A 20,340-nucleotide genomic window follows, 5' to 3' on the forward strand; every position below is an offset into this window, starting at 1 on the left:
GTCAATGAAGCGGCAGCGCGTCCGATAACCCAAGCTCTTGGCCGGTAATCCTTTTTTGTGCCTAACGCGGGCTTAAGCGGCGCGGTGAAGAAACGGTAAAGAAGCCGTCATGCGCAACGAAGTCAGGTCGGATTGGCGGCGGGGATTCACCTCTCCCTTGGGAGAGGTCGGCGCATAGCGCCGGGTGAGGGGATGCGGTCCCTCGATGGACCTGACACCCTCACCCGGATTCCTCGCTTCGCTCGCAATCCGACCTCTCCCTCCGGGAGAGGTGATCGAAGCCGGTGTTGGAGTTTCAGCCGAGCCTGCGCCGCACGTCCTCGCGCATCTGCTCGCGAAACGCCTGGCGGCGCGCCGGACGGTCCTTCACCGCCACGTCGTGGCGGTCGAAGATGTTGAACTTCTCCAGGATCGGATAGCGCTCGCTGGCCATCGCCAGCACCCGAAGGAGTTCAGCGGCCTGGCTGCTCGGCCCCGTCACTTCCCATTTCCGGATCGTGTTGGCGGCGTTGGCATCGTCAGACAATCCGCACAGCTTGGCCATGTCGGCAGGGGTGAGCGGACGGCCGATCGCTTCGCTGAGATCTTCGCGCAATTTCTTTAGTTCTGGTCCGGTCACTTAGGGTTCCGCTCCGGGGACAAGAAGTGTGAAGTGGATCACGTATCACGCTCCGGACCGGGGCTATACCACGCGCACGCATTTCCCGAGGAGGCGATCATGCGCGATATTATTGAAAGCCTGAGTCCCGAGGACGGACAAATCGACTGGAAATGGGTCGGCAGTGTGTTCGCGTTCTACGTCGTTGTCGTTGTTGCCGGCGCAGGTGTGGTGATCACGCATTGATAATTGCGCGGCTCGCGCGCGACGAAGGTCGCGCGAGGGCTGATGTCATGATGATGTTTGCAAAGAATGGTGCTGCCAGACAGGATTGAACTGTCGACCTCTCCATTACCAATGGAGTGCTCTACCACTGAGCTACGGCAGCATGCCCGGGAAAAGAATCGGCCCTCAAGGGCCCGTCCAAGCGGGCGGTTCTTGCCACAAGGCCCCCTCCGGCGCAAGCACAAGGGTGGCCCCAAAGCGCCTCGAATCCGCTGAATTTGTCCGATCTGGGCCCTCGGTCGCTGTTATCGGGCCGATTCGGGGTGGATTCGGTTCCCAATCGCGCCAGCGCGGCCTTCCCTGACAAATCTTGCCCGAATCCAGCCTCGGACCTGGCCAGCCGAGTGGGTGCAGGGCGCCGGCGCTTTGACTATTCTGCGGAGCGCGAGAGTTGGAGGCGAGCGAGTTCGGAATGGCTGACGAGAAGGACAGGGGCAAAGCGGATGCGCGCGGAGCGACTGCGCGGCGGGATCGTCTGAAGCTTGCGCTGCGCGAAAACCTGAAGCGGCGGAAGTCGCAGGCGCGCGGGCGGACCGACGCCGCATCTACCGAATTGCCCGACGCCTTCCTAGATGACGCTGGCGAAAAGGAGCCCGGTCGATAGGATCGCTCTTCGCCGGGCAAGCGGAAACAACAAGAATGGCCGACGAGACCACGATCAACCGACTGAACGCCACCGCCTATGCCTTCCCGCGCCTCGAGCAAACCTTTCCGACGCTGACGCCGCAGGAGATCGAGCGCATGCGCCGCTTCGGCGAGCTGCGCGCGTACAAATCCGGCGAGGCGCTGTTCGAGACCGGCAAGCCCGGGCCCGGCATGTTCGTGGTGCTCTCGGGCAATGTCGCGATCACAATCCGCGACGGCCTCGGCATTGTCACGCCCGTCATCGACCAGGGGCCCGGCCAATTCCTCGCCGAGATCGGCCAGCTCTCCGGCCGTCCCGCGCTGGTCGACGGCCATGCCGAGGGCGATGTCGAGACGCTGCTGCTGCCGCCGGAGCGGTTGCGCGCGCTTTTGGTTGCCGAGGCCGATCTCGGCGAGCGCATCATGCGTGCACTGATCCTGCGCCGGGTCAGCCTGATCCAGGGTGGCGCCGGCGGCGCGGTGCTGATCGGCCCGGCCTCGGCCGGCAACATGGCGGGCCTGCAGAACTTCCTGTCGCGCAACGGCCAGCCGCATCATTTCCTCGATCCCGACACCGATACGGACGCCGCCGATCTGGTCGCGCGCTATTCGGCCTCGCGCGCCGACCTGCCGCTGGTGGTCTGCCCCGACGGCACCGTGCTGCGCAATCCGTCGGAGATCTCGCTTGCGATGGCGCTCGGCATGATCGGCGCCCATGCGCATGACAAACTCTACGACGTCGCCGTGGTCGGCAGCGGTCCGGCCGGTTTGGCCACCGCTGTTTATGCGGCGTCCGAAGGCCTGTCGGTCGCGGTGCTGGATTCCCGCGCCTTCGGCGGTCAGGCCGGCGCCAGTGCGCGCATTGAAAACTATCTCGGTTTCCCGACCGGCATCTCCGGCCAGGCGCTCGCAGGGCGCGCCTTCAACCAGGCGCAGAAGTTCGGCGCGGAGATGCTGATCCCGGTCTCGGTGAAATCGCTCGACTGCTCGAAAGCCTCGGGTGCGTTTGCGCTGTCGACCATGTGCGGCCACACGCTGCGCGCCAAGTCGGTGGTGGTGGCGAGCGGCGCGCGCTATCGCCGGCCGGAGATGGCGAACCTCGAGGCCTATGAGGGCCGCGGCGTCTGGTACTGGGCTTCGCCGATCGAGGCGCGGCTTTGCGCCAACCAGGACGTGGTGCTGGTCGGCGGCGGCAATTCGGCCGGGCAAGCCGCGGTGTTCCTGTCGGCGCATGCGCGCAAGGTCTACATGATGATCCGCGGCGGCGGTCTCGGCGCCAGCATGTCGCGCTATCTGATCGAGCGCATCGAGGCGACGCCGAACATCGAATTGATGTTCAACACCGAGGTGATCGGGCTGGAAGGTGTGGAGACGCTGGAGCGCATTCGCTGGCGCAGCCGGCTCGCGCCCGACGAATTTTCGCTTCCCGTCCGCAATCTTTTCCTGTTCGTCGGCGCCGATCCCGCGACAGGCTGGCTCGAAGGCTGCGGCGTGCAGGTCGATCGCGCCGGCTTCGTGGTGACCGGCGTCACGCATGACGAGAGCGGGCGTCCGGTGCCGCAGCTCGAAACCACCGTGCCCGGCGTGTTCGCGGTCGGCGACGTCCGCTCCGGCTCGGTCAAGCGCGTCGGCGGCGCGATCGGCGAGGGCGCGCAGGTCGTTGCCGCGCTGCACGGCTTTCTTGCCGACAGCGCGAGCCCATCGTTGTAGAGGCCACGCATGTCCAAGGGCTGCAATCACATCGCCGGCATCCAGGACGTGACGCCGAGCGCGCTCGGCTGCGAGGAGTGCCTGAAGAGCGGCAGCCGCTGGCTGCACTTACGGATCTGCCGGACCTGCGGCCATGTCGGCTGCTGCGACGACTCGCCAAACAAGCACGCCACGGCGCATTTCCACGCCACCGGCCATCCCGTGATCGAAGGCTATGATCCGCCGGAGGGCTGGGGCTGGTGCTATGTCGATGAAGTCTTGTTCGATCTCTCCAGGCGCAAGACGCCGCATAACGGCAAGATTCCGCGCTACTATTGAATCTTATTGCGCGCACGCCTGCCTGCATTTGTGACAGCAATGCAAAGCGATTGTGCGCATCATCCTTTCGTTGAGTTCCTGCATCCGTTACCGCGCACGGCACTAGGGCGAGTGGAAATTTCCGGACACACATCGTAACGTCGGGGTCTCAACGGGGAGGCGTCGCATGGTCCTGTTTCACACACTCATCAGCCTGATCGGAATCGTGACCGGCCTTGTGGTGATGTACGGGCTGCTCGGCGCGCAGCGGATGCCCGGCATGACCGCGGTCTTTCTGGTGACCACCATCCTCACCAGCGCCACCGGCTTCCTGATTCCGCCGCTGTTCTTCGACAAGCTGCTGCCGTCCCACGTCGTCGGCTTCATCTCGCTGGTGCTGCTCGCGATCGCCTGCATCGCGCTCTACCTCATGAGGCTCGCCGGCATCTGGCGGTCCGTCTATGTCGTCACCGCGATGGTCTCGCTCTATCTCAACGTCTTCGTGCTCGTGATCCAGAGCTTCCTGAAGATTTCGGTGCTGCACGAACTGGCGCCAAGCGTGCCGCCGTCCGGTCCGGTGTTCGGCGCGGTGCAGGGCGTCGTGCTGGTGTTCTTCGTGATCGCCACCATTGCCGCCTGGCGGCGCTTCAAGCCGCTGGCGCTGGCCTGACGCTTACTCAGTTTCGTCATCGCCCTCGCACGCCCGAACGGGCGTGCTCTCCACTATCCGTGCAGGAAAGGCTGCTCCATGCCCATCATCACCACCAGGGACGGCGTCGAGATCTTCTACAAGGATTGGGGCGCGGGCCAGCCGATCGTGTTCAGCCATGGCTGGCCGCTGTCGTCGGACGATTGGGACGCGCAGATGATGTTCTTCCTCAATCACGGCTTCCGCGTCGTCGCCCATGACCGCCGCGGCCATGGCCGCTCGGCGCAGGTCGCCGACGGCCACGACATGGATCACTACGCCGACGATCTCGCCGCGCTGACCGCGCATCTCGATCTCAAAAACGCCGTCCATGTCGGCCATTCCACCGGCGGCGGCGAAGTCGTGCACTACATCGCGCGTCACGGCGAGAGCCGCGTGGCCAAGGCCGCGATCATCGCCGCGGTGCCGCCCTTGATGGTGCAGACCCCACAAAATCCCGGCGGCCTGCCGAAGAGCGTGTTCGACGATTTTCAGGTCCAGCTGGCGGCCAACCGTTCCGGCTTCTACCGCGACATCGCCGCCGGCCCGTTCTACGGCTACAACCGTCCCGGCGCGAAGCCGTCGGAGGCCGTGATCCAGAACTGGTGGCGCCAGGGCATGATGGGCGGCGCCAAGGCGCATTACGACGGCATCGTCGCCTTCTCGCAGACCGACTTCACCGAGGATCTGAAGAAGATCAACGTGCCGGTGCTGGTGATGCATGGCGACGACGATCAGGTCGTGCCCTATGCGGATTCAGGCCCGCTGTCGGCGAAGCTTTTGAAGAACGGCACGCTGAAGACGTACAAGGGCTTTCCGCATGGCATGCCGACCACGGAAGCGCCGACGATCAACGCGGATCTGCTGGCGTTCATCAAGGGCTGAAGCGAGGCACACTTCGCCTCGCCCCGCTTGCGGGGAGAGGCCGGATTGCATCGCAGATGCAATCCGGGTGAGGGGGACTCTCCGCTTGCTCGCTGTCAGCATTTTTGCGGAGATAGCCCCTCACCCCAACCCTCTCCCCGTAAGAACGGGGAGAGGGGGGACTATTGGAGAGACCACGGCATGAAAGTCATCCTGTTCGGTGCGACCGGCATGGTCGGGCAGGGCGTGCTGCGCGAGTGCCTGGTTGATCCCGGCGTGACGCGGGTGCTGGCGGTTGGGCGCAGTCCGACGGGGCAGAGCCATGCCAGGCTCGTCGAGCTGAGCCACAAGGACTTCACCGATTACACCGCGATCGAATCGCAGCTCACCGGCTACGACGCCTGCTTCTTCTGCCTCGGCGTCTCCTCGATCGGCATGGATGCGGAACGCTATCGCCATCTCACCTATGACATCACGATGGCCGCGGCGATCACGCTGTCGCGGCTCAACCCGGGCATGGTCTTCACCTATGTCACCGGCCGCAGCACGGATTCGACCGAGAAGGGCTCGATGATGTGGGCGCGCGTCAAGGGCAAGACCGAGAACGACCTGCTCAAGCTGCCGTTCAAGGCCGCCTACATGTTCCGGCCCGCCGGCATCCAGCCGCTGCACGGCGTGCGCTCCAAGACCGCGTGGGTGCAGGCGTTCTATGCGGTGACGAGCCCGCTGCTGTCCTGGCTGGTGCGGGTCGCGCCGAACCACATGACGACCTCCGAGAAGTTCGGCCGCGCCATGATCGCGGTGGCGCGCGACGGCTATCCGAAGCCGATCCTGGAGATGGAGGACATCAACCGGTTCTGACCCGGTTCCATTGGTGTCGCATTTTCCCGCATCCGACGCGGTACCGATCCGGCGGCGACGCGTTATAGAGTGTCGCCATGCCACCCGCCCCGCTCAAATTGATCGCGCTCGACGCCGATGACCTCGCGGTGATCTCCGCGCATGTCCAGGACGCCCAGGTCGCCGCCGCCGACATCGTCTGGCGGCAGGACGAGAAGCGGCTGGTTATCGGCATGTTCCGCCTCGACTGGGAGCAGACGCTGGCGGGCGATCCTGCCTCGCGGCGGCTGATCGCCGCACTGCGGTTCGACCGGGTGCTGGCCTGCAAGTCGCGCAACATCGACCTCGACGATCTCGAGGCGACCCTGGAACTGGTCGGGATCGAATTCCATCCCTCCGACCCGCCCGGCGGCAGCGCGCTGCTGCTGTTCAACCACGGCGCCGCGCTCCGGCTGGATGTGGAGCGCCTGGAATGTGAGCTGACCGATCTCGGGACGGATGATCTGGGCACGGCGGCGGTTTAGGCACGGATTGTAGGGTGGGCAAAGCGATAGCGTGCCCACCTTCGCGAGCACACCGGGAATGGTGGGCACGGCGCGAGGGCGCCTTTGCCCACCCTACAGGTCCCGGCCTTCGCCGGGACAAGGGTTGACGGCCATAATCCGTCGCGCCATTGAGCAGGGACCGATTCCGTGACGTCCCAGAAAGCCAATATGCCCGTTCGCCTGGACCGACAGAGCGCCGATTTTGCCCAGCGTTTCCGTGACTTCCTGGCTGCCAAGCGGGAGGTCTCGGCCGATGTCGAGTGCGCCACCCGCGCCATCGTCGACGACGTCGTGGCGAGGGGCGACGCGGCGCTGCTCGAGGCGACGAAGAAGTTCGACCGGCTGGATATTGCGGCCTCCGCCCTGCGGGTGACCGCGGCCGAGATCGAGGCGGCCGTGAAGGCCTGCGACGCCAAGACCGTCGACGCCCTGAAATTCGCCCGCGACCGGATCGAGACCTTCCACCAGCGCCAGATGCCGAAGGACGAGCGGTTCACGGACGCCACCGGCGTCGAGCTCGGCTGGCGCTGGACCGCGGTCGATGCGGTCGGGCTCTACGTGCCCGGGGGGACTGCGGCCTATCCGTCCTCGGTGCTGATGAACGCGGTGCCCGCCAGGGTCGCCGGCGTGCCGCGCGTCGTCATGGTGGTGCCGGCGCCGGACGGCAAGCTCAATCCGCTGGTGCTGGCCGCCGCCCATCTCGGCGGCGTCGCCGAGATCTACCGCGTCGGCGGCGCGCAGGCGGTGGCCGCGCTCGCCTATGGGACGGCGACGATCGCGCCGGTCGCCAAGATCGTCGGGCCGGGCAATGCCTATGTCGCCGCCGCCAAGCGGCTTGTGTTCGGCAAGGTCGGCATCGACATGATCGCCGGCCCCTCCGAGGTGCTGGTGATCGCCGACGACACCGGCAACGCCGACTGGATCGCCGCCGATCTGTTGGCGCAGGCCGAGCATGACGTCAGCGCGCAGTCGATCCTGATCACGGACTCTGCGCGGCTCGCGGCCGATGTCGAGCGCGCGGTCGAAGCGCAGCTCAAGACGCTGCCGCGTGCGGAGATCGCGCGCGCGTCCTGGCAGGACTTCGGCGCCATCATCATGGTCACCAAGCTCGACGATGCGGTGGAGCTCGCCAACGCGATCGCCGCCGAGCATCTGGAGATCATGACCGCGGATGCCGAGGGCCTGTCGAAGCAAGTCCGCAATGCCGGTGCGATCTTCCTTGGGCCGCACACGCCGGAGGCGATCGGCGATTATGTCGGCGGCTCCAACCATGTGCTGCCGACGGCGCGCTCGGCGCGGTTCTCCTCGGGCCTCGGGGTGCTTGACTTCATGAAGCGAACCTCGATCCTGAAATGCGGCCCGGACCAGCTGCGTGCGCTGGGGCCGGCCGCGATGACGCTCGGCCAGGCCGAGGGTCTCGATGCCCATTCACGTTCCGTCGGACTGCGCCTCAACCTCTCATGAACAAGCCGCCCCACGACGAGGATTCCAACAATCGCATCGTCGCGGTGACGCTCGACGAGGAGTCGATCGGCCGTTCCGGTCCCGATATCGAGCACGAGCGCGCGATCGCGATCTACGACCTGATCGAGCAGAATCTGTTCGCACCCGAAGGCGCAGCCGGCGGCGGACCGTTCACGCTGCATATCGCCATCACCGGCAACCGCCTGATGTTCGATATCAAGAAGGAAGACGGTTCGCCGGTCGTCGCGCATTTGCTGTCGCTGACGCCGTTCCGCCGCGTCGTGAAGGACTACTTCATGATCTGCGACAGCTATTACAACGCGATCCGGACCGCCACGCCCGACAAGATCGAGGCGATCGACATGGGCCGACGCGGCATCCATGACGACGGCTCGCGCACGCTGCAGGAGCGGCTGAAGGGCAAGGTGCGCGTCGATTTCGAGACCGCGCGGCGGCTGTTCACACTGATCACCGTGCTGCACTGGAAGGGCGAGGGCGCATGATGCCGAAGCCCGCTTTGAAAAAAGCCTGACCGCATGGCGCCGCCGAGCGCGCGCACCCCGCAGTCCGTGCTGTTCGCGTGCGGCCTGAACAGCGTGCGCTCGCCGATGGCCGAGAGCCTGTTGCAGCAGATGTTTCCGCAGGCGCTCTATGTCCGCTCCGCCGGCGCGCGCAAGGGTGAGCTCGACCCGTTTGCGGTCGCCGTGATGGCCGAGTTCGGCCAGGATATCTCCGGCCACAAGCCGCAGACCTTCGAGGAGCTCGAGGACTGGGAAGGCCTGAACTTCGACCTGATCATCACGCTGGCGCCGGAGGCCCACCACAAGGCCCTCGAACTCACCCGCACGCTCGCCGCCGACGTCGAGTACTGGCCGACCGTCGATCCGACCACCACCGAAGGCAGCCGCGAGCAGAAGCTCGCCGCCTATCGCGAGGTCTGCGACGGCCTCTTGCTGCGGATCCGCCGCCGGTTTGCCAAGGTGGGCGCCGCGAGCGGCTGAGGTCCATCCGCGTGCCCCGGACGCTGCGCAGCGCGCCGCCCTTCGCGGCGTGGTGCGCTGCTGATCCGGGCCCATCGGAGCATGATCCGGAAAAGTGTGAAGCGGTTTTCCGATAAGATCATGCTCAAACGAGGGGTGTCGTGGGTCCCGGCTCTGCGGTGCACCGCTGAAGAAGCGCTGCACCGCGTCCGGGACACGAGAGCTTACTTCCGGTCCGCTTGTCGCCAGACTGACAAACGACTGTGCTTATCGGGGTTTGCGAGGCCGGGAGCCGTGATTCCCCGTCCGGTTCCGTGGTTGTGAAACCAGCCCCGGTCCGTTAGGTTCCGCGCGCGTTCGTCCCTCCGATTCAGAAGAATTCCCGCATCCGCATGCTTGGCCGTCCCAAAATCGTTCTTGCTTCCGGTTCGCCGCGGCGGCTGTCGCTGCTCAACCAGGCCGGCATCGAGCCCGACGCGCTGCGTCCGGCCGATGTCGACGAGACCCCGAAGCGGGGCGAGCTGCCGCGCGCCTGCGCCAACCGCCTCGCGAGGGCGAAAGCCGACGCGGCGCTGAAATCGGTGCATCTCGACGACGATCTGCGCGGCTCGTTTGTGATCTCCGCCGACACCGTGGTCGCGGTTGGCCGCCGCATCCTGCCCAAGGCCAACCTGGTGGACGAGGCCGCGCAGTGCCTGCGCATGCTGTCGGGCCGCAACCATCGCGTCTACACCGCGATCTGCCTGGTGACGCCGAAGGAGGCGTTCCGCCAGCGCCTGGTCGAAACCCGCGTGCGCTTCAAGCGCCTCTCCGAAGACGACATCCAGGCCTATATCGGCTCCGGCGAATGGCGCGGCAAAGCCGGCGGCTACGCCGTGCAGGGCATCGCCGGCTCCTTCGTGGTCAAGATGGTTGGCTCCTACACCAACGTGGTCGGCCTGCCGCTGTATGAAACCGTCACGTTGCTCGGCGGCGAAGGCTTTCCGATCCGCTACGGCTGGCTCAACGCGATCGGCGTGTGAGCCGTTTCGTTTCGCCATCGATCTTCGCACCGCATCGGCAGTGCACCTCTCCCCTTGTGGGAGAGGTCGAAACTCAAGCGCAGCTTGAGGTTCGGGTGAGGGGTATCTCTCCGCACGAGCAGAGTTCGAGGTGACATACCCCTCATCCGGCGCTTCGCGCCACCTTCTCCCACAAGGGGAGAAGGAAGAGGAACCCGTGGCGCCACCGCCTTTCGATGCCTACATCGTGTAAATTGCCGCCATGAACGACAACCTCGACAAACCCGCATCTCCGCCGCGCGTCTGCCCGATCTGCAGCAAGCCGGTCGAGCAAAAATTCCGCCCGTTCTGCTCCTCACGCTGTCGCGATGTCGATCTGAACCGCTGGCTGACCGGCCGCTATGTCGTGCCCGGCCGCGACGACGAGGTCGAGGACCTCGAGTAAAGCGTTTTCGAGCGAAGTGGATACCGGTTCGCGTGAAGAAAACGCGTCGGAACAAGAGAGCCCGATTCGTCCGAGACCGACAAATGGGGCCCCGTGATCCGCGACGCCAAGATCAAGGTGGAAAACTGAGCCGACAGGGCGGCTGCGATCTGCAAAATGCAGCCGAGGCCGCCGCCTCCGGATTATCTCGGTCGCGAGGAGATGAAAAAAAGTTTTAACTTATCAAAGGCTTATGACGGAAACGGAAGGCGGGCGACGCCTCGCGAAGCCAAAGGCGAAGTGAGGTGGACACAGCCCCTCGACCTCTCTATAAACCGCCCGCTCGCTTCGGCCTTTTAGGCCCAGCCGGTATGCCCAGGTAGCTCAGTTGGTAGAGCATGCGACTGAAAATCGCAGTGTCGGTGGTTCGATCCCGCCCCTGGGCACCATTTTACGCTTTTCCACGGTGGAGCACGATCTTGCAGGATTGTGTTCGCGGGACGGTCGGCGCTAACGGCGCTCGCGGTCTCTCGCCAGGGGTCGTTAAGCTCACGTACGTTTAAATCCTGCCTCGCAACACCCGGATGCTTGCGATATCGGCGCAGACGACCCGCGGGGCCGCCTTTCGCGTTTTGGCGACCACTTCGCAGAGATCGGGCGTTGCGCTCCCCGCAACCAAGTTGGAAAGCCCTGGCAATCTCAATCGATTGTCGCGCACGAACCGTCTGTCGTTAGAGCGATCTAGCCGGGCAGCCTCTTTCTTCTCGACTCGCTAATATCCTCTGGAGGATTTCCTCGATCGAAAGTGGCGAAATGCCAAGCTCGGCAAATCCAGGCATCTCCGGCGACGGCACGGTGTCGATCTGCATCAGCTCCACCTGATTTCGAGTAAGGGGCAGGCCAGGGAGCATTATTTCGGAGGCCCTTACCAGCGCGTGCCAAACGGCAAACGGGATCGGAATCAGGAGAGGCGCGAGGCCAGCTTGATGCGCAATCGCCGTGAGCAATTGCTCGTAAGAGTAGGGGGTCGGGCCGCCGAACTCAAAGACTGTCGGGTGAGTCTCGGCTCGCTCCATGATTCGGGCAATCGCCTCTGCAACATCTTCAACATAGGCCGGTTGCAATCTGGTCCGGCCCTGGCCGAACATCGGATAGATCGGAAGCCGACGAAGGAGCTTGAGGACGGTGCTGAGAAACGCGTCGTCCGATCCGAACATCGCAGCCGGGCGGACGATAAACGCATCGGCGAATTCCGCACGGACCGCCTGTTCGCCTTCGCCGCGCTTTCGGATGTAGCAGGACGGCGAGGCGACATCGGCACCGATCCCCGAAACGTGAACAAGCCGCTTGACTCCCGACCGGTGGGCCAGGACTGCTACCCGTTGCGCCGCCTCGACGTGAACGGAGTGAAAAGTTTCCAGTCCGCGCTCGCGATAAAGGCTGACCGCGTTTATGACGCCGTAGGCGCCAATCAGCGCATCCGCGACTGATCGCTCATCGTGAATGTTGGCCTCTACGAATTGAACTTGATTCTCGGGACCCGACTGGCTGTGTCCCCCGTCCGGATGCCTTGACGCGATCCGGACGGGAAATTCGTGATTGCGCAGATGGCGAACGATGCGGTTGCCGAGAAAGCCGGTTCCGCCGAACACAGTGATGATGCGCCCGTTCGTTGCTGCCCCGGCTAGCGTTCGCGGCTCCACGGGAAGAGCGAGGCCGGAAAATCCGCCGCATAGCGGTGGCCTATCGGCGGGCGGGGCTGTTCTTCCGGCGGATTCGGATCAGGCTCGACCACCTTCCGATAAAGATGCCAAGTGGCATGACCGAGCACCGGCAGAACGACGGCGAGACCGACGAAGAACGGCAGCGAGCCGATCGCCAGCAGTGTCGCGACAACCAGACCCCATGCCGCCATCGGAATCGGATTTTCTCCCACGGCCCGCAGCGACGTCCGGATTGCGTCGATCGCAGTTGCGTGCCGGTCGAGCATCAGTGGAAACGACACAACGCTGATGCACAGGGCCACGACGGCGAACAGGAAGCCGACGCCGCAACCGACGATGATGAGCGACCATCCTTCCGGTGTCGTCAAAACACGCGTTGCGAAGTCAGGGATGCTTGCAGCCGGAGCATAGCCGAAGGTCGCAACGTAGATCGCGTTCGCGGCGCCGATCCAGACGCCGAACAGAACGAACAGGAGGACGCCGAGTTCGAGCATGGCGCCAAAGGACGGTGCACGCAGCACCTCCATTGCGTCCCAGGCCGCGGCTTCCTTTCCGCGCTCGCGGCGGCGGCTGAGCTCATAGAGGCCGAGCCCGGCAAAAGGACCGATCAGGGTAAAGCCGGCGGCGAGCGGAAAGAGCAGCGGCAGCACCGAATAGCCGATGACAAGTCTGAACAGGACAAGTCCGAGAACAGGATAAATCACGCACAGGACGATGGCGTGAGTCGGGATAGCCTTGAAGTCTTCCCAGCCCAGGCGCAGCGCGTTGCCCAAATCGGAAAGGCTGATCTTGCGAACGACAAAGGGGGTAGAGACGCCGAACACTTGCAGTTTGGGTCTTGCGAATACTGTGGCCATAGCTCCGGTCTCCTTGTCTGTGACCGCAGGGAGCGGAGCGCACTCAAATCGCACGCATCCGTCTCGTGCGCGAAATTCGCGATCGAGCCCGGCAAATCAGGTTCAACGTGAAGGAGCCTTGCCGGACGACATCTGTCGCGACCGGTACAGTGAAATTAGTACGATATGCGATAGAAGCAAGATGGCGCTCATCGTTGGGTGAATTGTGCATCCGCACAAATCGATTTGCTGCATCGCGCCATCGCATGGTGGCGCCGGCGGGGGTCCGTCGGCTGCGTTGCATCCGGGCCTAGTCCGCACCCGGACAGGGGCGGGCATACTCGTCTGTATTGACTCTATTGACGCCGGGCTCGACGGGGACCATCTTAAAAAGCACTGAACGGCCCCGGCTCCCGTGAGATGACCGGTTTTGACGTGCAGTTCGTGTCGACCTTTTACGTCGCGACCGGCCTAATGGGCGAGACAAGAGGCACGATGATGGCGAAGATGGCATTCGCCATTGTGACAGACGTGAGCTCCGCCCTCTAGCTCGTATCCGCAGCCTTAATTGGCAAGGATGCATTAGGGATGGCTGTAGCGATCATACTGCTGTTGGTTGCACTGGCCTCGGTGCTGTTTCACATTTTCAGCCCGTGGTGGTGGACCCCGCTCGCCTCAAACTGGCGCTACATCGACGACACCATCACCCTGACATTCTGGATCACCGGCGCGGTGTTTTTCGCGGTCGTCGCCTTCATGGCCTATTGCGTGTTCCGCTTCCATCACAAGGAGGGCAGGCGCGCCGCCTACAATCCCGAGAACAAGCGACTGGAATCGTGGCTGACGATCGGCACCGCCGTCGGCGTCGCGGCCATGCTGGCACCGGGCCTCGTCGTCTGGCACCAGTTCGTGACCGTCCCGGCCAATGCGACCGAGGTCGAGGTGATGGGCCAGCAGTGGATGTGGAGCTACCGGCTGCCCGGAAAGGACGGCCGGCTCGGGACATCAGATGCCCGCCTGATCAGCTCCGACAATCCGATGGGACTAAATCCCGACGATCCCAACGGCAAAGACGACGTCGTTGTACTGAACGAGGATCTGCACCTGCCGGTCGGCAAACCGGTGAAGGTGCTGCTCCGCTCGATCGACGTGCTGCATGATTTCTACGTGCCGGAGTTCCGGGCGAAGATGGACATGATCCCGGGCTCGGTCACCTATTACTGGTTCACGCCGACCCGCACCGGAACATTCGACGTCCTCTGTGCCGAACTCTGCGGCGCCGCGCACGCGCAGATGCGCAGCAAGGTCGTCGTCGAGGAAGACACGGAATATCACGCCTGGCTGGAGAAGCAGCGGACGTTCGCCGAGCTGTCGGCGCAGCGCAACGTCGAGAAGGCTGCCTACAAGAGCGGCCGCGAATGAAAGGAATGACGAGGAGGCGCCATCCCTCGTGAGGCGACCGCCTCGCCGAACAGAAGACCAAGGAGGGTATTCCGATGGTCGATGTCCCGTTTGACACCACCGCAGGCATCCCGCCCGCTGAAGTGGGCGAGGTCGAGCTTTATCATCCGAAGAGTTGGTGGACGCGGTACGTCTTTTCGCAGGACGCCAAGGTGATCGCCATCCAGTACTCGATGACGGCGATGGCAATCGGAATGGTCGCGCTGGTGCTGTCGTGGCTGATGCGGCTGCAGCTGGGATTTCCCGGCACATTCTCCTTCATCGATGCCAACCAGTACCTGCAGTTCATCACCATGCACGGCATGATCATGGTGATCTACCTGCTCACCGCGTTGTTCCTCGGCGGCTTCGGCAACTACCTGATCCCGCTCATGGTCGGCGCCCGGGACATGGTGTTCCCCTATGTGAACATGCTGAGCTACTGGGTCTATCTGCTCGCCGTGCTGGTGCTGGCCGCGACCTTCTTCGTACCGGGCGGACCCACCGGCGCCGGCTGGACGCTGTACCCGCCGCAGGCGATCCTCTCCGGCACGCCCGGGCAGGACTGGGGCATCATTCTAATGCTGGCCTCGCTGATCCTGTTCATCATCGGCTTCACCATGGGCGGGCTCAACTATGTGGTGACGGTGCTGCAGGCGCGCACGCGCGGCATGACGTTGATGCGGTTGCCCCTGACGGTGTGGGGCATTTTCACGGCCACCATCATGGCGCTGCTGGCCTTCCCGGCGCTGTTCGTCGCCTCGGTGATGCTGCTGTTCGACCGCCTGCTGGGCACCAGCTTCTTCATGCCCACCCTGGTCGAGATGGGCCAGCTGACGAAGTATGGCGGCGGCAGCCCGATCCTGTTCCAGCACCTGTTCTGGTTCTTTGGGCATCCCGAAGTCTACATCGTCGCCCTGCCGGCCTTCGGCATCATTTCCGATCTGATCAGCGTCCATGCGCGGAAGAACATCTTCGGCTATCGTATGATGGTCTGGGCCATCGTGGCCATCGGCGCCCTCAGCTTTGTCGTATGGGCGCACCACATGTATGTGAGCGGCATGCACCCGTATTTCGGGTTCTTCTTCGCCACCACGACGCTCATCATCGCCATCCCGACCGCGATCAAGGTTTACAACTGGGTGCTGACGCTTTGGCGTGGCGACATCCATCTCACCGTCCCGATGCTGTTCGCGCTGGCGTTCATCATCACCTTCGTCAACGGCGGCCTGACCGGGCTGTTTCTCGGCAACGTGGTGGTCGACGTTCCCCTGTCTGACACCATGTTCGTCGTCGCCCACTTCCACATGGTGATGGGCATTGCGCCGATCATGGCCGTGTTCGGCGGCATCTATCATTGGTATCCGAAAGTCACGGGGCGCATGCTCGATGAGACGCTTGGACGATTCCACTTCTGGGTCTCGTTCCTCGGCGCCTATGCGGTGTTCTTCCCCATGCACTATCTTGGTCTGCTGGGCATGCCGCGCCGCTATCACGACATCGGCGAAACCTCCTTCATTCCGGCGTCCGCGCATGACCTCAACGCGTTCATGAGCGTGGCGGCCCTGATTGTCGGCTTCGCCCAGCTGGTGTTCCTGTTCAATCTGGTCTGGAGCCTGTTCAAGGGCAAGGAGGCCGGCGGCAATCCCTGGGGAGGCGCGTCGCTGGAATGGCAAACGCCGGAGACCCCGCCGGGGCATGGCAATTGGGGCAAGGAGCTCCCGATCGTCTATCGCTGGGCCTACGATTACAGCGTCCCCGGCGCGGCCAGGGACTTCGTGCCGCAAAATGAGCCGCCGGCTGGATTGGCGGCGCAGGGGTCCCGCCCATGAGCGCCATCATCCTGTTCATGGCTGGCGTCGCGGTCATTGCGGGATGGTGGCTCTCGCAACAGCGGCTGGCAGCCAAGCCATGGCTGGAGGAAGGCGTGATCGTCGATCTGCGTGAGCACGACAGCTCATCGCTGCCGGCGGCGAAGATCGGATTGGGCGTGTTTCTGGCTGTGGTGGGCTCGCTGTTCGCGCTCTTCATCAGCGCTTATTCGATGCGCATGACCATGGTGGACTGGCGGACGCTGCCGGTGCCGGCGCTGCTGTGGTTCAACACGGGTGTGCTGGTGCTGAGCAGCGTCGCGCTGCAATGGGCCTACATGGCCGCGCGCCGCAACGACATGGACGGTGTCGTTCTCGGCCTGCTCGGCGGTGGCGCCTTGGCCGTCACATTCCTGGCCGGACAACTGCTGGCGTGGCGGCAGCTGAGCGCCGCCGGCTATTTCGTCGCATCCAACCCGGCCAATTCGTTCTTCTACCTGATCACGGCGGTGCACGGGCTGCATCTGATCGGCGGTCTGGTTGCGCTCGGCCGGGCGATGTTTAGGCTGCGGCATGGCGCCGAGGCTGGTCAGATGCGCCTCAGTGTCGAACTCTGCGCCATCTACTGGCATTTCCTGCTGCTGGTCTGGCTGGTGCTGCTCGGTCTCCTGACCGGCTGGACCGACAACTTCGTCGACATCTGTCGCCAATTGCTCACTTGAAGGGCGGACACGAGATGGCAGACACGGCGCTGACACGTCAGATCGAACCGCCCGCGCGGCCGGCAGGCTGGCAAGGCATCGCGGCCGACTGGTCGTCGGATCAGCGCGCCTTCAAGAACGTCTCCTGGGGGAAGGCCATGATGTGGATCTTCCTCCTCAGCGACACCTTCATCTTCAGCTGTTTCCTGCTGTCGTACATGACGGCGCGGATGTCCACCACCGTGCCTTGGCCCAACCCGAGCGAGGTCTTCGCCCTCAACATCGCCGGCCAGCACATCCCGCTCATCCTGATCGCCATCATGACCTTCATCCTGATCAGCAGCAGCGGGACGATGGCCATGGCGGTCAATTTCGGCTACCGGCGCGATCGCGCCAAAACCGCCGCCTTGATGCTCGCCACCGCGGCCTTCGGCGCAACATTCGTCGGGATGCAGGCATTCGAATGGACCAAGCTGATCATGGAGGGGGTGCGGCCGTGGGGCAATCCGTGGGGCGCGGCGCAGTTCGGCTCATGCTTCTTCATGATCACCGGCTTTCACGGCACCCACGTGACGATCGGCGTGATTTTCCTGATCATCATTGCGCGAAAGGTTTGGCGCGGAGATTTCGATATCGAGCGGCGCGGCTTCTTCACAAGCCGCAAGGGGCAATACGAAATCGTCGAGATCACCGGCCTTTACTGGCACTTCGTCGATCTGGTGTGGGTGTTCATCTTTGCGCTGTTTTATCTCTGGTGAGGTCTCAGCATGACAAACGTCGCGGTACATCTGGAAGCGCAGCAACACGCGCATGAGGCGCTCGCATCACCCACCGCGCACGCCGAGGGCCAGCAGCATCCGATCAAGCTTTATCTCGTGGTGTGGGGCTGGCTGTTCGTGCTCAGCACCTGCTCCTATCTGGTCGACTATTTCGGCGTCCATGGCTATCTCCGATGGTCGCTGATCCTGCTGTTCATGGTGCTGAAGGCGGGTCTGATCGTTGCCGTCTTCATGCACATGGCCTGGGAGCGGCTGGCGCTCGCCTACGCGATCCTGCTGCCGCCGGTCCTGGTGTTGGTATTCGTGGCGATCATGGTGTTTGAATCCGACTATACCCATCTGCTCCGCGTCATATTCTTCGCGCCAACGGCATAGCCGGGAGGTTTGCGGATGCAATTTACCGTCGGGCTCAAGCTAAAGGGAAAAGCAAACCATGTCGTTCTGGACGCACAGGACGCGCTCGCTGCCGCGCTGAGGGTGAAGACGGAGTTTCCGGACGCCGTCATCATGTACGTACGCCCGAAAAACCAGCGTGGCGACACACGTCATCCGTCACATCCGCTCGCCGAGGACGTTCCTCGGTGAGAGAGGCCGACGCGCCGCGATCGACTCGCTTGATCGCCTTCAATTTGAACGCCGTCGGAAACTGACGGTTCTTTCCTCGTGCCGCCACAGGTCATTCTCGAAATGCCTGTCACCGCAATTAGCGTGTCTCACTTAAGGGGTGCAGTCCAGCACTGCACCGTAATCGCCGACGGCTACTCCTTCGCGTGCGCGACGTACACAACCGTGCCTTGCTTTAATGCGCGGCGATGCGCGCGCTCTCGATCACCCGCTTGTAGCGTGCGGTCTCCTCGACGATGAACGGGCCCATCTCGGCCGGCCCCTTGTCGGCGATCGACACCTGGCCGTTGGTGGCGAGGTCCGCGACGATGCCGGGGTCGGCGAGCACGGCGGCCAGCGCCTCGGAGAGCCTGCCCACGATTCTCGGGTCGGTCCCGGCCGGGACCGCGACCCAGGCCGAGCCGACACTGACGGCGTCCGGGTAACCGGCCTCGAGCACCGTCGGCGCGTCGGGCAGCGCGGCCAGCCGCGCCGTGCCGGTGGTGCCGAGCACCTTGACCTTGCCGGTGTCGATCAGCGGCCTGAGCACGGTGAGGTAATCGAAGGAGACGTCCAGGATGCCCGACATCATGTCGGTCATCTGGCTCGAGCCCGACTTGTAGGGCACGTGGGTCAGCTTGATGCCGGCGGCCGCCTGGAACATCTCGCCGGCAAGATGCTGGGCGGTGCCGGGGCCGGGGGAGCCGAAATTGATCTTGCCCGGGTTGGCCTTCGCGTAGGCGACGAACTCGGCCAGCGTGCTGTAGGGCGCTGTTGCGGTTGCGACGAGGATCTGGTTCGCCGAGCTCACGCCGCGGATATGGACGTAGCTCTTGAGCGGATCGTAGTTGAGCTTCGTCAGCCCCAGGTTCGGCTGGATCGTCATCGGTCCGCCGGAGGCGTAGAGCACGGTGTAGCCGTCGGGCTGGGCCCGGGCAACGAACTCCGTCCCGATGGTCCCGCCGGCGCCGGGTCGGTTCTCCACCACCACAGGCTGCCCAAGCCGCGTCCGCAGCAGCTCCGCGATCTTGCGCGAGACGAGGTCGGTGACGCCGCCGGCCCCGAACGGGACCACCCAGGTGATCGCGCGGTTCGGCCAGGAATTCGCAGCCGATTCCGCGGCCGTCTGGGCCCGCGCGGCGCCCGCCTGGAGCGCCAGCGTCGTCGCGGCGACGAGACACAGCAGCGTTCTCGTCAATTTCGATCCGGGGCGACCGGTCAGGCCATTGCGCGCGCCAGATCCCGCGGCAGGGCCTTGCGCACCGACCGCGTTGTCGATCACCTGCCGCGAGGACTGATGATCACCGCGCTGCTGCGACAAGGCGAAGAGTCCGAAGTCCATGGATGCAGTCCCCCCTCGTTGCAGCGTGGCCGTTGATGGCCATGTTGACCGAAGGTTACAGACTTGAGTCTCTTCCAACCATTGGCGCAGTCCGAGCATCTCTTTTGCAAAAAATGAAAAGATCAATGGATCGCCTTCGTCGGGGTCATCCGACTGCGCAAGTTTGTCACGCTTCCCAGCGCGGCACGAACGTGCACACTCGCGCCATCGACAGAACGTTGGCGACGGACCTCATGACCTACATCGTGCTGATTGCCGTGATCGGCATCCTGCTTCTGCAATGGACCGGCGCGATCCCGCTGGACAGCGTCGGTGGGGCGCTGGTGATCGCGACGGGTGTTCTCGCCGGCACACTGGCTGTCGCGATCCACGAGGCATGGGTGAAGAAACGGGGTGTGCTGGGCTGGATCGTGAACGTCGTTGTCTCCTTCGCCGGGGCCCTGCTGATCGCCCCGCTCGGCGGCATGGTGATGGTGATGCTGCTCGTGCCATTCGTGAATGGATCCACGAGTCTGGCGGCGGCGGGAGGCCCCGTGATGTCGGTTGCGCTCGCCGGCCAGATGGTCATTGCGCTGCTGGGATCGTGGGGCGGGCTGTGGCTGGTGAACCGGTGGCGATGAGCTTGTTCTGGGGGTGGTGGCCGCCACGATTGTTGAATTGCGGTGACATGGCATTCAAAGCGGGCTATTCGCTCCGCTGAGACCTGAAATCAGGCGGACCATCATCCCATGGTCGTCGGACCACGGCGTCTGCCGTGGTCTCGTTGACGTGTCCGCCTCACCGC

Annotated in this window: 24 protein-coding genes and 2 tRNA genes; 21 read left to right on the forward strand and 5 right to left on the reverse strand. The window is 64.0% G+C overall.

The window, feature by feature from the left end; translation table 11 throughout:
* Window positions 1–295: 295 nt before the first annotated feature.
* The gene (locus JQ604_RS13625; RefSeq protein ID WP_212357912.1) at window positions 296–619 is read right to left on the reverse strand and encodes a hypothetical protein; all 324 of its coding nucleotides are present in this window, start codon (window positions 617–619) and stop codon (window positions 296–298) included.
* Window positions 620–718: 99 nt separating this feature from the next.
* On the opposite strand from JQ604_RS13625, the gene JQ604_RS41865 reads away from it, so the two are divergent.
* A complete protein-coding gene (locus tag JQ604_RS41865; RefSeq protein WP_283817990.1) occupies window positions 719–844 on the forward strand; it encodes a hypothetical protein in 126 nt (41 codons plus the stop codon).
* A gap of 67 nt (window positions 845–911) precedes the next feature.
* On the opposite strand, the gene JQ604_RS13635 is transcribed toward JQ604_RS41865, so the two are convergent.
* Window positions 912–986, reverse strand: a tRNA-Thr gene (locus JQ604_RS13635).
* A 309-nt stretch (window positions 987–1,295) separates the two neighbouring features.
* Between JQ604_RS13635 and JQ604_RS13640 the strand changes: the two genes are divergently transcribed.
* The 13 genes from JQ604_RS13640 (at window position 1,296) to JQ604_RS13700 (ending at window position 10,769) form a co-directional block, all read left to right on the forward strand.
* Window positions 1,296–1,487: a hypothetical protein gene (locus tag JQ604_RS13640; RefSeq protein WP_212357914.1), complete on the forward strand. Its 192-nt coding sequence runs from the start codon at window positions 1,296–1,298 to the stop codon at window positions 1,485–1,487.
* A 35-nt stretch (window positions 1,488–1,522) separates the two neighbouring features.
* Window positions 1,523–3,217, forward strand: a complete 1,695-nt coding sequence (locus JQ604_RS13645) for an FAD-dependent oxidoreductase (RefSeq protein WP_212357915.1) — start codon at window positions 1,523–1,525, stop codon at window positions 3,215–3,217.
* A 9-nt stretch (window positions 3,218–3,226) separates the two neighbouring features.
* Window positions 3,227–3,535 carry a UBP-type zinc finger domain-containing protein gene (locus JQ604_RS13650; protein ID WP_212357916.1) on the forward strand — a complete coding sequence of 103 codons (309 nt, stop codon included), beginning with the start codon at window positions 3,227–3,229 and terminating at the stop codon, window positions 3,533–3,535.
* A gap of 166 nt (window positions 3,536–3,701) precedes the next feature.
* Entirely contained in the window at window positions 3,702–4,184 is a 483-nt protein-coding gene (locus tag JQ604_RS13655; RefSeq protein ID WP_212357917.1) for a hypothetical protein, read from the forward strand.
* Window positions 4,185–4,262: 78 nt separating this feature from the next.
* Window positions 4,263–5,087: an alpha/beta fold hydrolase gene (locus JQ604_RS13660; protein WP_212357918.1), complete on the forward strand. Its 825-nt coding sequence runs from the start codon at window positions 4,263–4,265 to the stop codon at window positions 5,085–5,087.
* A 180-nt stretch (window positions 5,088–5,267) separates the two neighbouring features.
* Window positions 5,268–5,927 carry an epimerase gene (locus JQ604_RS13665; protein ID WP_212357919.1) on the forward strand — a complete coding sequence of 220 codons (660 nt, stop codon included), beginning with the start codon at window positions 5,268–5,270 and terminating at the stop codon, window positions 5,925–5,927.
* A gap of 77 nt (window positions 5,928–6,004) precedes the next feature.
* Complete coding sequence (locus JQ604_RS13670; RefSeq protein ID WP_212357920.1) at window positions 6,005–6,430, forward strand: DUF2948 family protein; 426 nt, start codon at window positions 6,005–6,007, stop codon at window positions 6,428–6,430.
* 189 nt (window positions 6,431–6,619) lie between these two features.
* Entirely contained in the window at window positions 6,620–7,915 is a 1,296-nt protein-coding gene (gene hisD, locus JQ604_RS13675) for a histidinol dehydrogenase (protein ID WP_212357921.1), read from the forward strand.
* Complete coding sequence (locus JQ604_RS13680; RefSeq protein WP_212357922.1) at window positions 7,912–8,418, forward strand: UPF0262 family protein; 507 nt, start codon at window positions 7,912–7,914, stop codon at window positions 8,416–8,418. Before hisD ends, JQ604_RS13680 begins: the two co-directional genes overlap by 4 nt.
* A gap of 33 nt (window positions 8,419–8,451) precedes the next feature.
* Entirely contained in the window at window positions 8,452–8,916 is a 465-nt protein-coding gene (locus JQ604_RS13685) for a low molecular weight phosphatase family protein (protein WP_212357923.1), read from the forward strand.
* Between the two features lie 371 nt (window positions 8,917–9,287).
* Window positions 9,288–9,917, forward strand: a complete 630-nt coding sequence (locus JQ604_RS13690) for a Maf-like protein (protein WP_212357924.1) — start codon at window positions 9,288–9,290, stop codon at window positions 9,915–9,917.
* 241 nt (window positions 9,918–10,158) lie between these two features.
* A complete protein-coding gene (gene yacG, locus JQ604_RS13695) occupies window positions 10,159–10,341 on the forward strand; it encodes a DNA gyrase inhibitor YacG (RefSeq protein WP_212357925.1) in 183 nt (60 codons plus the stop codon).
* Window positions 10,342–10,693: 352 nt separating this feature from the next.
* Window positions 10,694–10,769 (forward strand) — tRNA-Phe (locus tag JQ604_RS13700).
* A gap of 282 nt (window positions 10,770–11,051) precedes the next feature.
* Here JQ604_RS13700 and JQ604_RS13705 read toward each other — a convergent pair.
* Window positions 11,052–11,972 (reverse strand): complex I NDUFA9 subunit family protein, encoded by a 921-nt coding sequence (locus JQ604_RS13705; RefSeq protein ID WP_212357926.1) that lies wholly within the window; start codon window positions 11,970–11,972, stop codon window positions 11,052–11,054.
* Window positions 11,973–12,004: 32 nt separating this feature from the next.
* Entirely contained in the window at window positions 12,005–12,901 is an 897-nt protein-coding gene (locus JQ604_RS13710; RefSeq protein ID WP_212357927.1) for a DUF2189 domain-containing protein, read from the reverse strand.
* Window positions 12,902–13,468: 567 nt separating this feature from the next.
* Between JQ604_RS13710 and coxB the strand changes: the two genes are divergently transcribed.
* The 6 genes from coxB to JQ604_RS13740 all read left to right on the forward strand — a co-directional run bounded on the left by coxB (window position 13,469) and on the right by JQ604_RS13740 (window position 18,196).
* Entirely contained in the window at window positions 13,469–14,302 is an 834-nt protein-coding gene (gene coxB / locus JQ604_RS13715) for a cytochrome c oxidase subunit II (protein WP_212357928.1), read from the forward strand.
* A gap of 74 nt (window positions 14,303–14,376) precedes the next feature.
* Entirely contained in the window at window positions 14,377–16,152 is a 1,776-nt protein-coding gene (locus tag JQ604_RS13720; RefSeq protein WP_212357929.1) for a cytochrome c oxidase subunit I, read from the forward strand.
* A complete protein-coding gene (locus JQ604_RS13725; RefSeq protein ID WP_212357930.1) occupies window positions 16,149–16,853 on the forward strand; it encodes a cytochrome c oxidase subunit 3 in 705 nt (234 codons plus the stop codon). Before JQ604_RS13720 ends, JQ604_RS13725 begins: the two co-directional genes overlap by 4 nt.
* Before the next feature lie 14 nt (window positions 16,854–16,867).
* A complete protein-coding gene (locus JQ604_RS13730; RefSeq protein WP_212357931.1) occupies window positions 16,868–17,590 on the forward strand; it encodes a heme-copper oxidase subunit III family protein in 723 nt (240 codons plus the stop codon).
* A 9-nt stretch (window positions 17,591–17,599) separates the two neighbouring features.
* Entirely contained in the window at window positions 17,600–17,986 is a 387-nt protein-coding gene (locus tag JQ604_RS13735; RefSeq protein WP_212357932.1) for a cytochrome C oxidase subunit IV family protein, read from the forward strand.
* A gap of 15 nt (window positions 17,987–18,001) precedes the next feature.
* On the forward strand, window positions 18,002–18,196 hold the full coding sequence (locus tag JQ604_RS13740; protein WP_212357933.1) for a hypothetical protein: 195 nt from the start codon (window positions 18,002–18,004) through the stop codon (window positions 18,194–18,196).
* A gap of 214 nt (window positions 18,197–18,410) precedes the next feature.
* Here JQ604_RS13740 and JQ604_RS13745 read toward each other — a convergent pair whose 3' ends face one another.
* Entirely contained in the window at window positions 18,411–19,556 is a 1,146-nt protein-coding gene (locus JQ604_RS13745; RefSeq protein WP_212357934.1) for a Bug family tripartite tricarboxylate transporter substrate binding protein, read from the reverse strand.
* 233 nt (window positions 19,557–19,789) lie between these two features.
* Between JQ604_RS13745 and JQ604_RS13750 the strand changes: the two genes are divergently transcribed.
* Entirely contained in the window at window positions 19,790–20,176 is a 387-nt protein-coding gene (locus JQ604_RS13750) for a hypothetical protein (RefSeq protein ID WP_212357935.1), read from the forward strand.
* Window positions 20,177–20,340: the final 164 nt, after the last annotated feature.

The sequence above is a fragment of the Bradyrhizobium jicamae genome (assembly GCF_018130695.1).
Classification (GTDB): Bacteria; Pseudomonadota; Alphaproteobacteria; order Rhizobiales; family Xanthobacteraceae; genus Bradyrhizobium; species Bradyrhizobium jicamae_B.

Excerpts from the sequence above, each read along its gene's own strand:
- JQ604_RS41865 (WP_283817990.1), top strand. The coding sequence starts at position 719 with ATGCGCGATATTATTGAAAGCCTGAGTCCCGAGGACGGACAAATCGAC.
- JQ604_RS13640 (WP_212357914.1), top strand. The coding sequence starts at position 1,296 with ATGGCTGACGAGAAGGACAGGGGCAAAGCGGATGCGCGCGGAGCGACT.
- JQ604_RS13645 (WP_212357915.1), top strand. The coding sequence starts at position 1,523 with ATGGCCGACGAGACCACGATCAACCGACTGAACGCCACCGCCTATGCC.
- JQ604_RS13650 (WP_212357916.1), top strand. The coding sequence starts at position 3,227 with ATGTCCAAGGGCTGCAATCACATCGCCGGCATCCAGGACGTGACGCCG.
- JQ604_RS13655 (WP_212357917.1), top strand. The coding sequence starts at position 3,702 with ATGGTCCTGTTTCACACACTCATCAGCCTGATCGGAATCGTGACCGGC.
- JQ604_RS13660 (WP_212357918.1), top strand. The coding sequence starts at position 4,263 with ATGCCCATCATCACCACCAGGGACGGCGTCGAGATCTTCTACAAGGAT.
- JQ604_RS13665 (WP_212357919.1), top strand. The coding sequence starts at position 5,268 with ATGAAAGTCATCCTGTTCGGTGCGACCGGCATGGTCGGGCAGGGCGTG.
- JQ604_RS13670 (WP_212357920.1), top strand. The coding sequence starts at position 6,005 with ATGCCACCCGCCCCGCTCAAATTGATCGCGCTCGACGCCGATGACCTC.
- hisD (WP_212357921.1), top strand. The coding sequence starts at position 6,620 with ATGCCCGTTCGCCTGGACCGACAGAGCGCCGATTTTGCCCAGCGTTTC.
- JQ604_RS13680 (WP_212357922.1), top strand. The coding sequence starts at position 7,912 with ATGAACAAGCCGCCCCACGACGAGGATTCCAACAATCGCATCGTCGCG.
- JQ604_RS13685 (WP_212357923.1), top strand. The coding sequence starts at position 8,452 with ATGGCGCCGCCGAGCGCGCGCACCCCGCAGTCCGTGCTGTTCGCGTGC.
- JQ604_RS13690 (WP_212357924.1), top strand. The coding sequence starts at position 9,288 with ATGCTTGGCCGTCCCAAAATCGTTCTTGCTTCCGGTTCGCCGCGGCGG.
- yacG (WP_212357925.1), top strand. The coding sequence starts at position 10,159 with ATGAACGACAACCTCGACAAACCCGCATCTCCGCCGCGCGTCTGCCCG.
- JQ604_RS13710 (WP_212357927.1), bottom strand. The coding sequence starts at position 12,901 with ATGGCCACAGTATTCGCAAGACCCAAACTGCAAGTGTTCGGCGTCTCT.
- coxB (WP_212357928.1), top strand. The coding sequence starts at position 13,469 with ATGGCTGTAGCGATCATACTGCTGTTGGTTGCACTGGCCTCGGTGCTG.
- JQ604_RS13720 (WP_212357929.1), top strand. The coding sequence starts at position 14,377 with ATGGTCGATGTCCCGTTTGACACCACCGCAGGCATCCCGCCCGCTGAA.
- JQ604_RS13725 (WP_212357930.1), top strand. The coding sequence starts at position 16,149 with ATGAGCGCCATCATCCTGTTCATGGCTGGCGTCGCGGTCATTGCGGGA.
- JQ604_RS13730 (WP_212357931.1), top strand. The coding sequence starts at position 16,868 with ATGGCAGACACGGCGCTGACACGTCAGATCGAACCGCCCGCGCGGCCG.
- JQ604_RS13735 (WP_212357932.1), top strand. The coding sequence starts at position 17,600 with ATGACAAACGTCGCGGTACATCTGGAAGCGCAGCAACACGCGCATGAG.
- JQ604_RS13740 (WP_212357933.1), top strand. The coding sequence starts at position 18,002 with ATGCAATTTACCGTCGGGCTCAAGCTAAAGGGAAAAGCAAACCATGTC.
- JQ604_RS13745 (WP_212357934.1), bottom strand. The coding sequence starts at position 19,556 with ATGGACTTCGGACTCTTCGCCTTGTCGCAGCAGCGCGGTGATCATCAG.
- JQ604_RS13750 (WP_212357935.1), top strand. The coding sequence starts at position 19,790 with ATGACCTACATCGTGCTGATTGCCGTGATCGGCATCCTGCTTCTGCAA.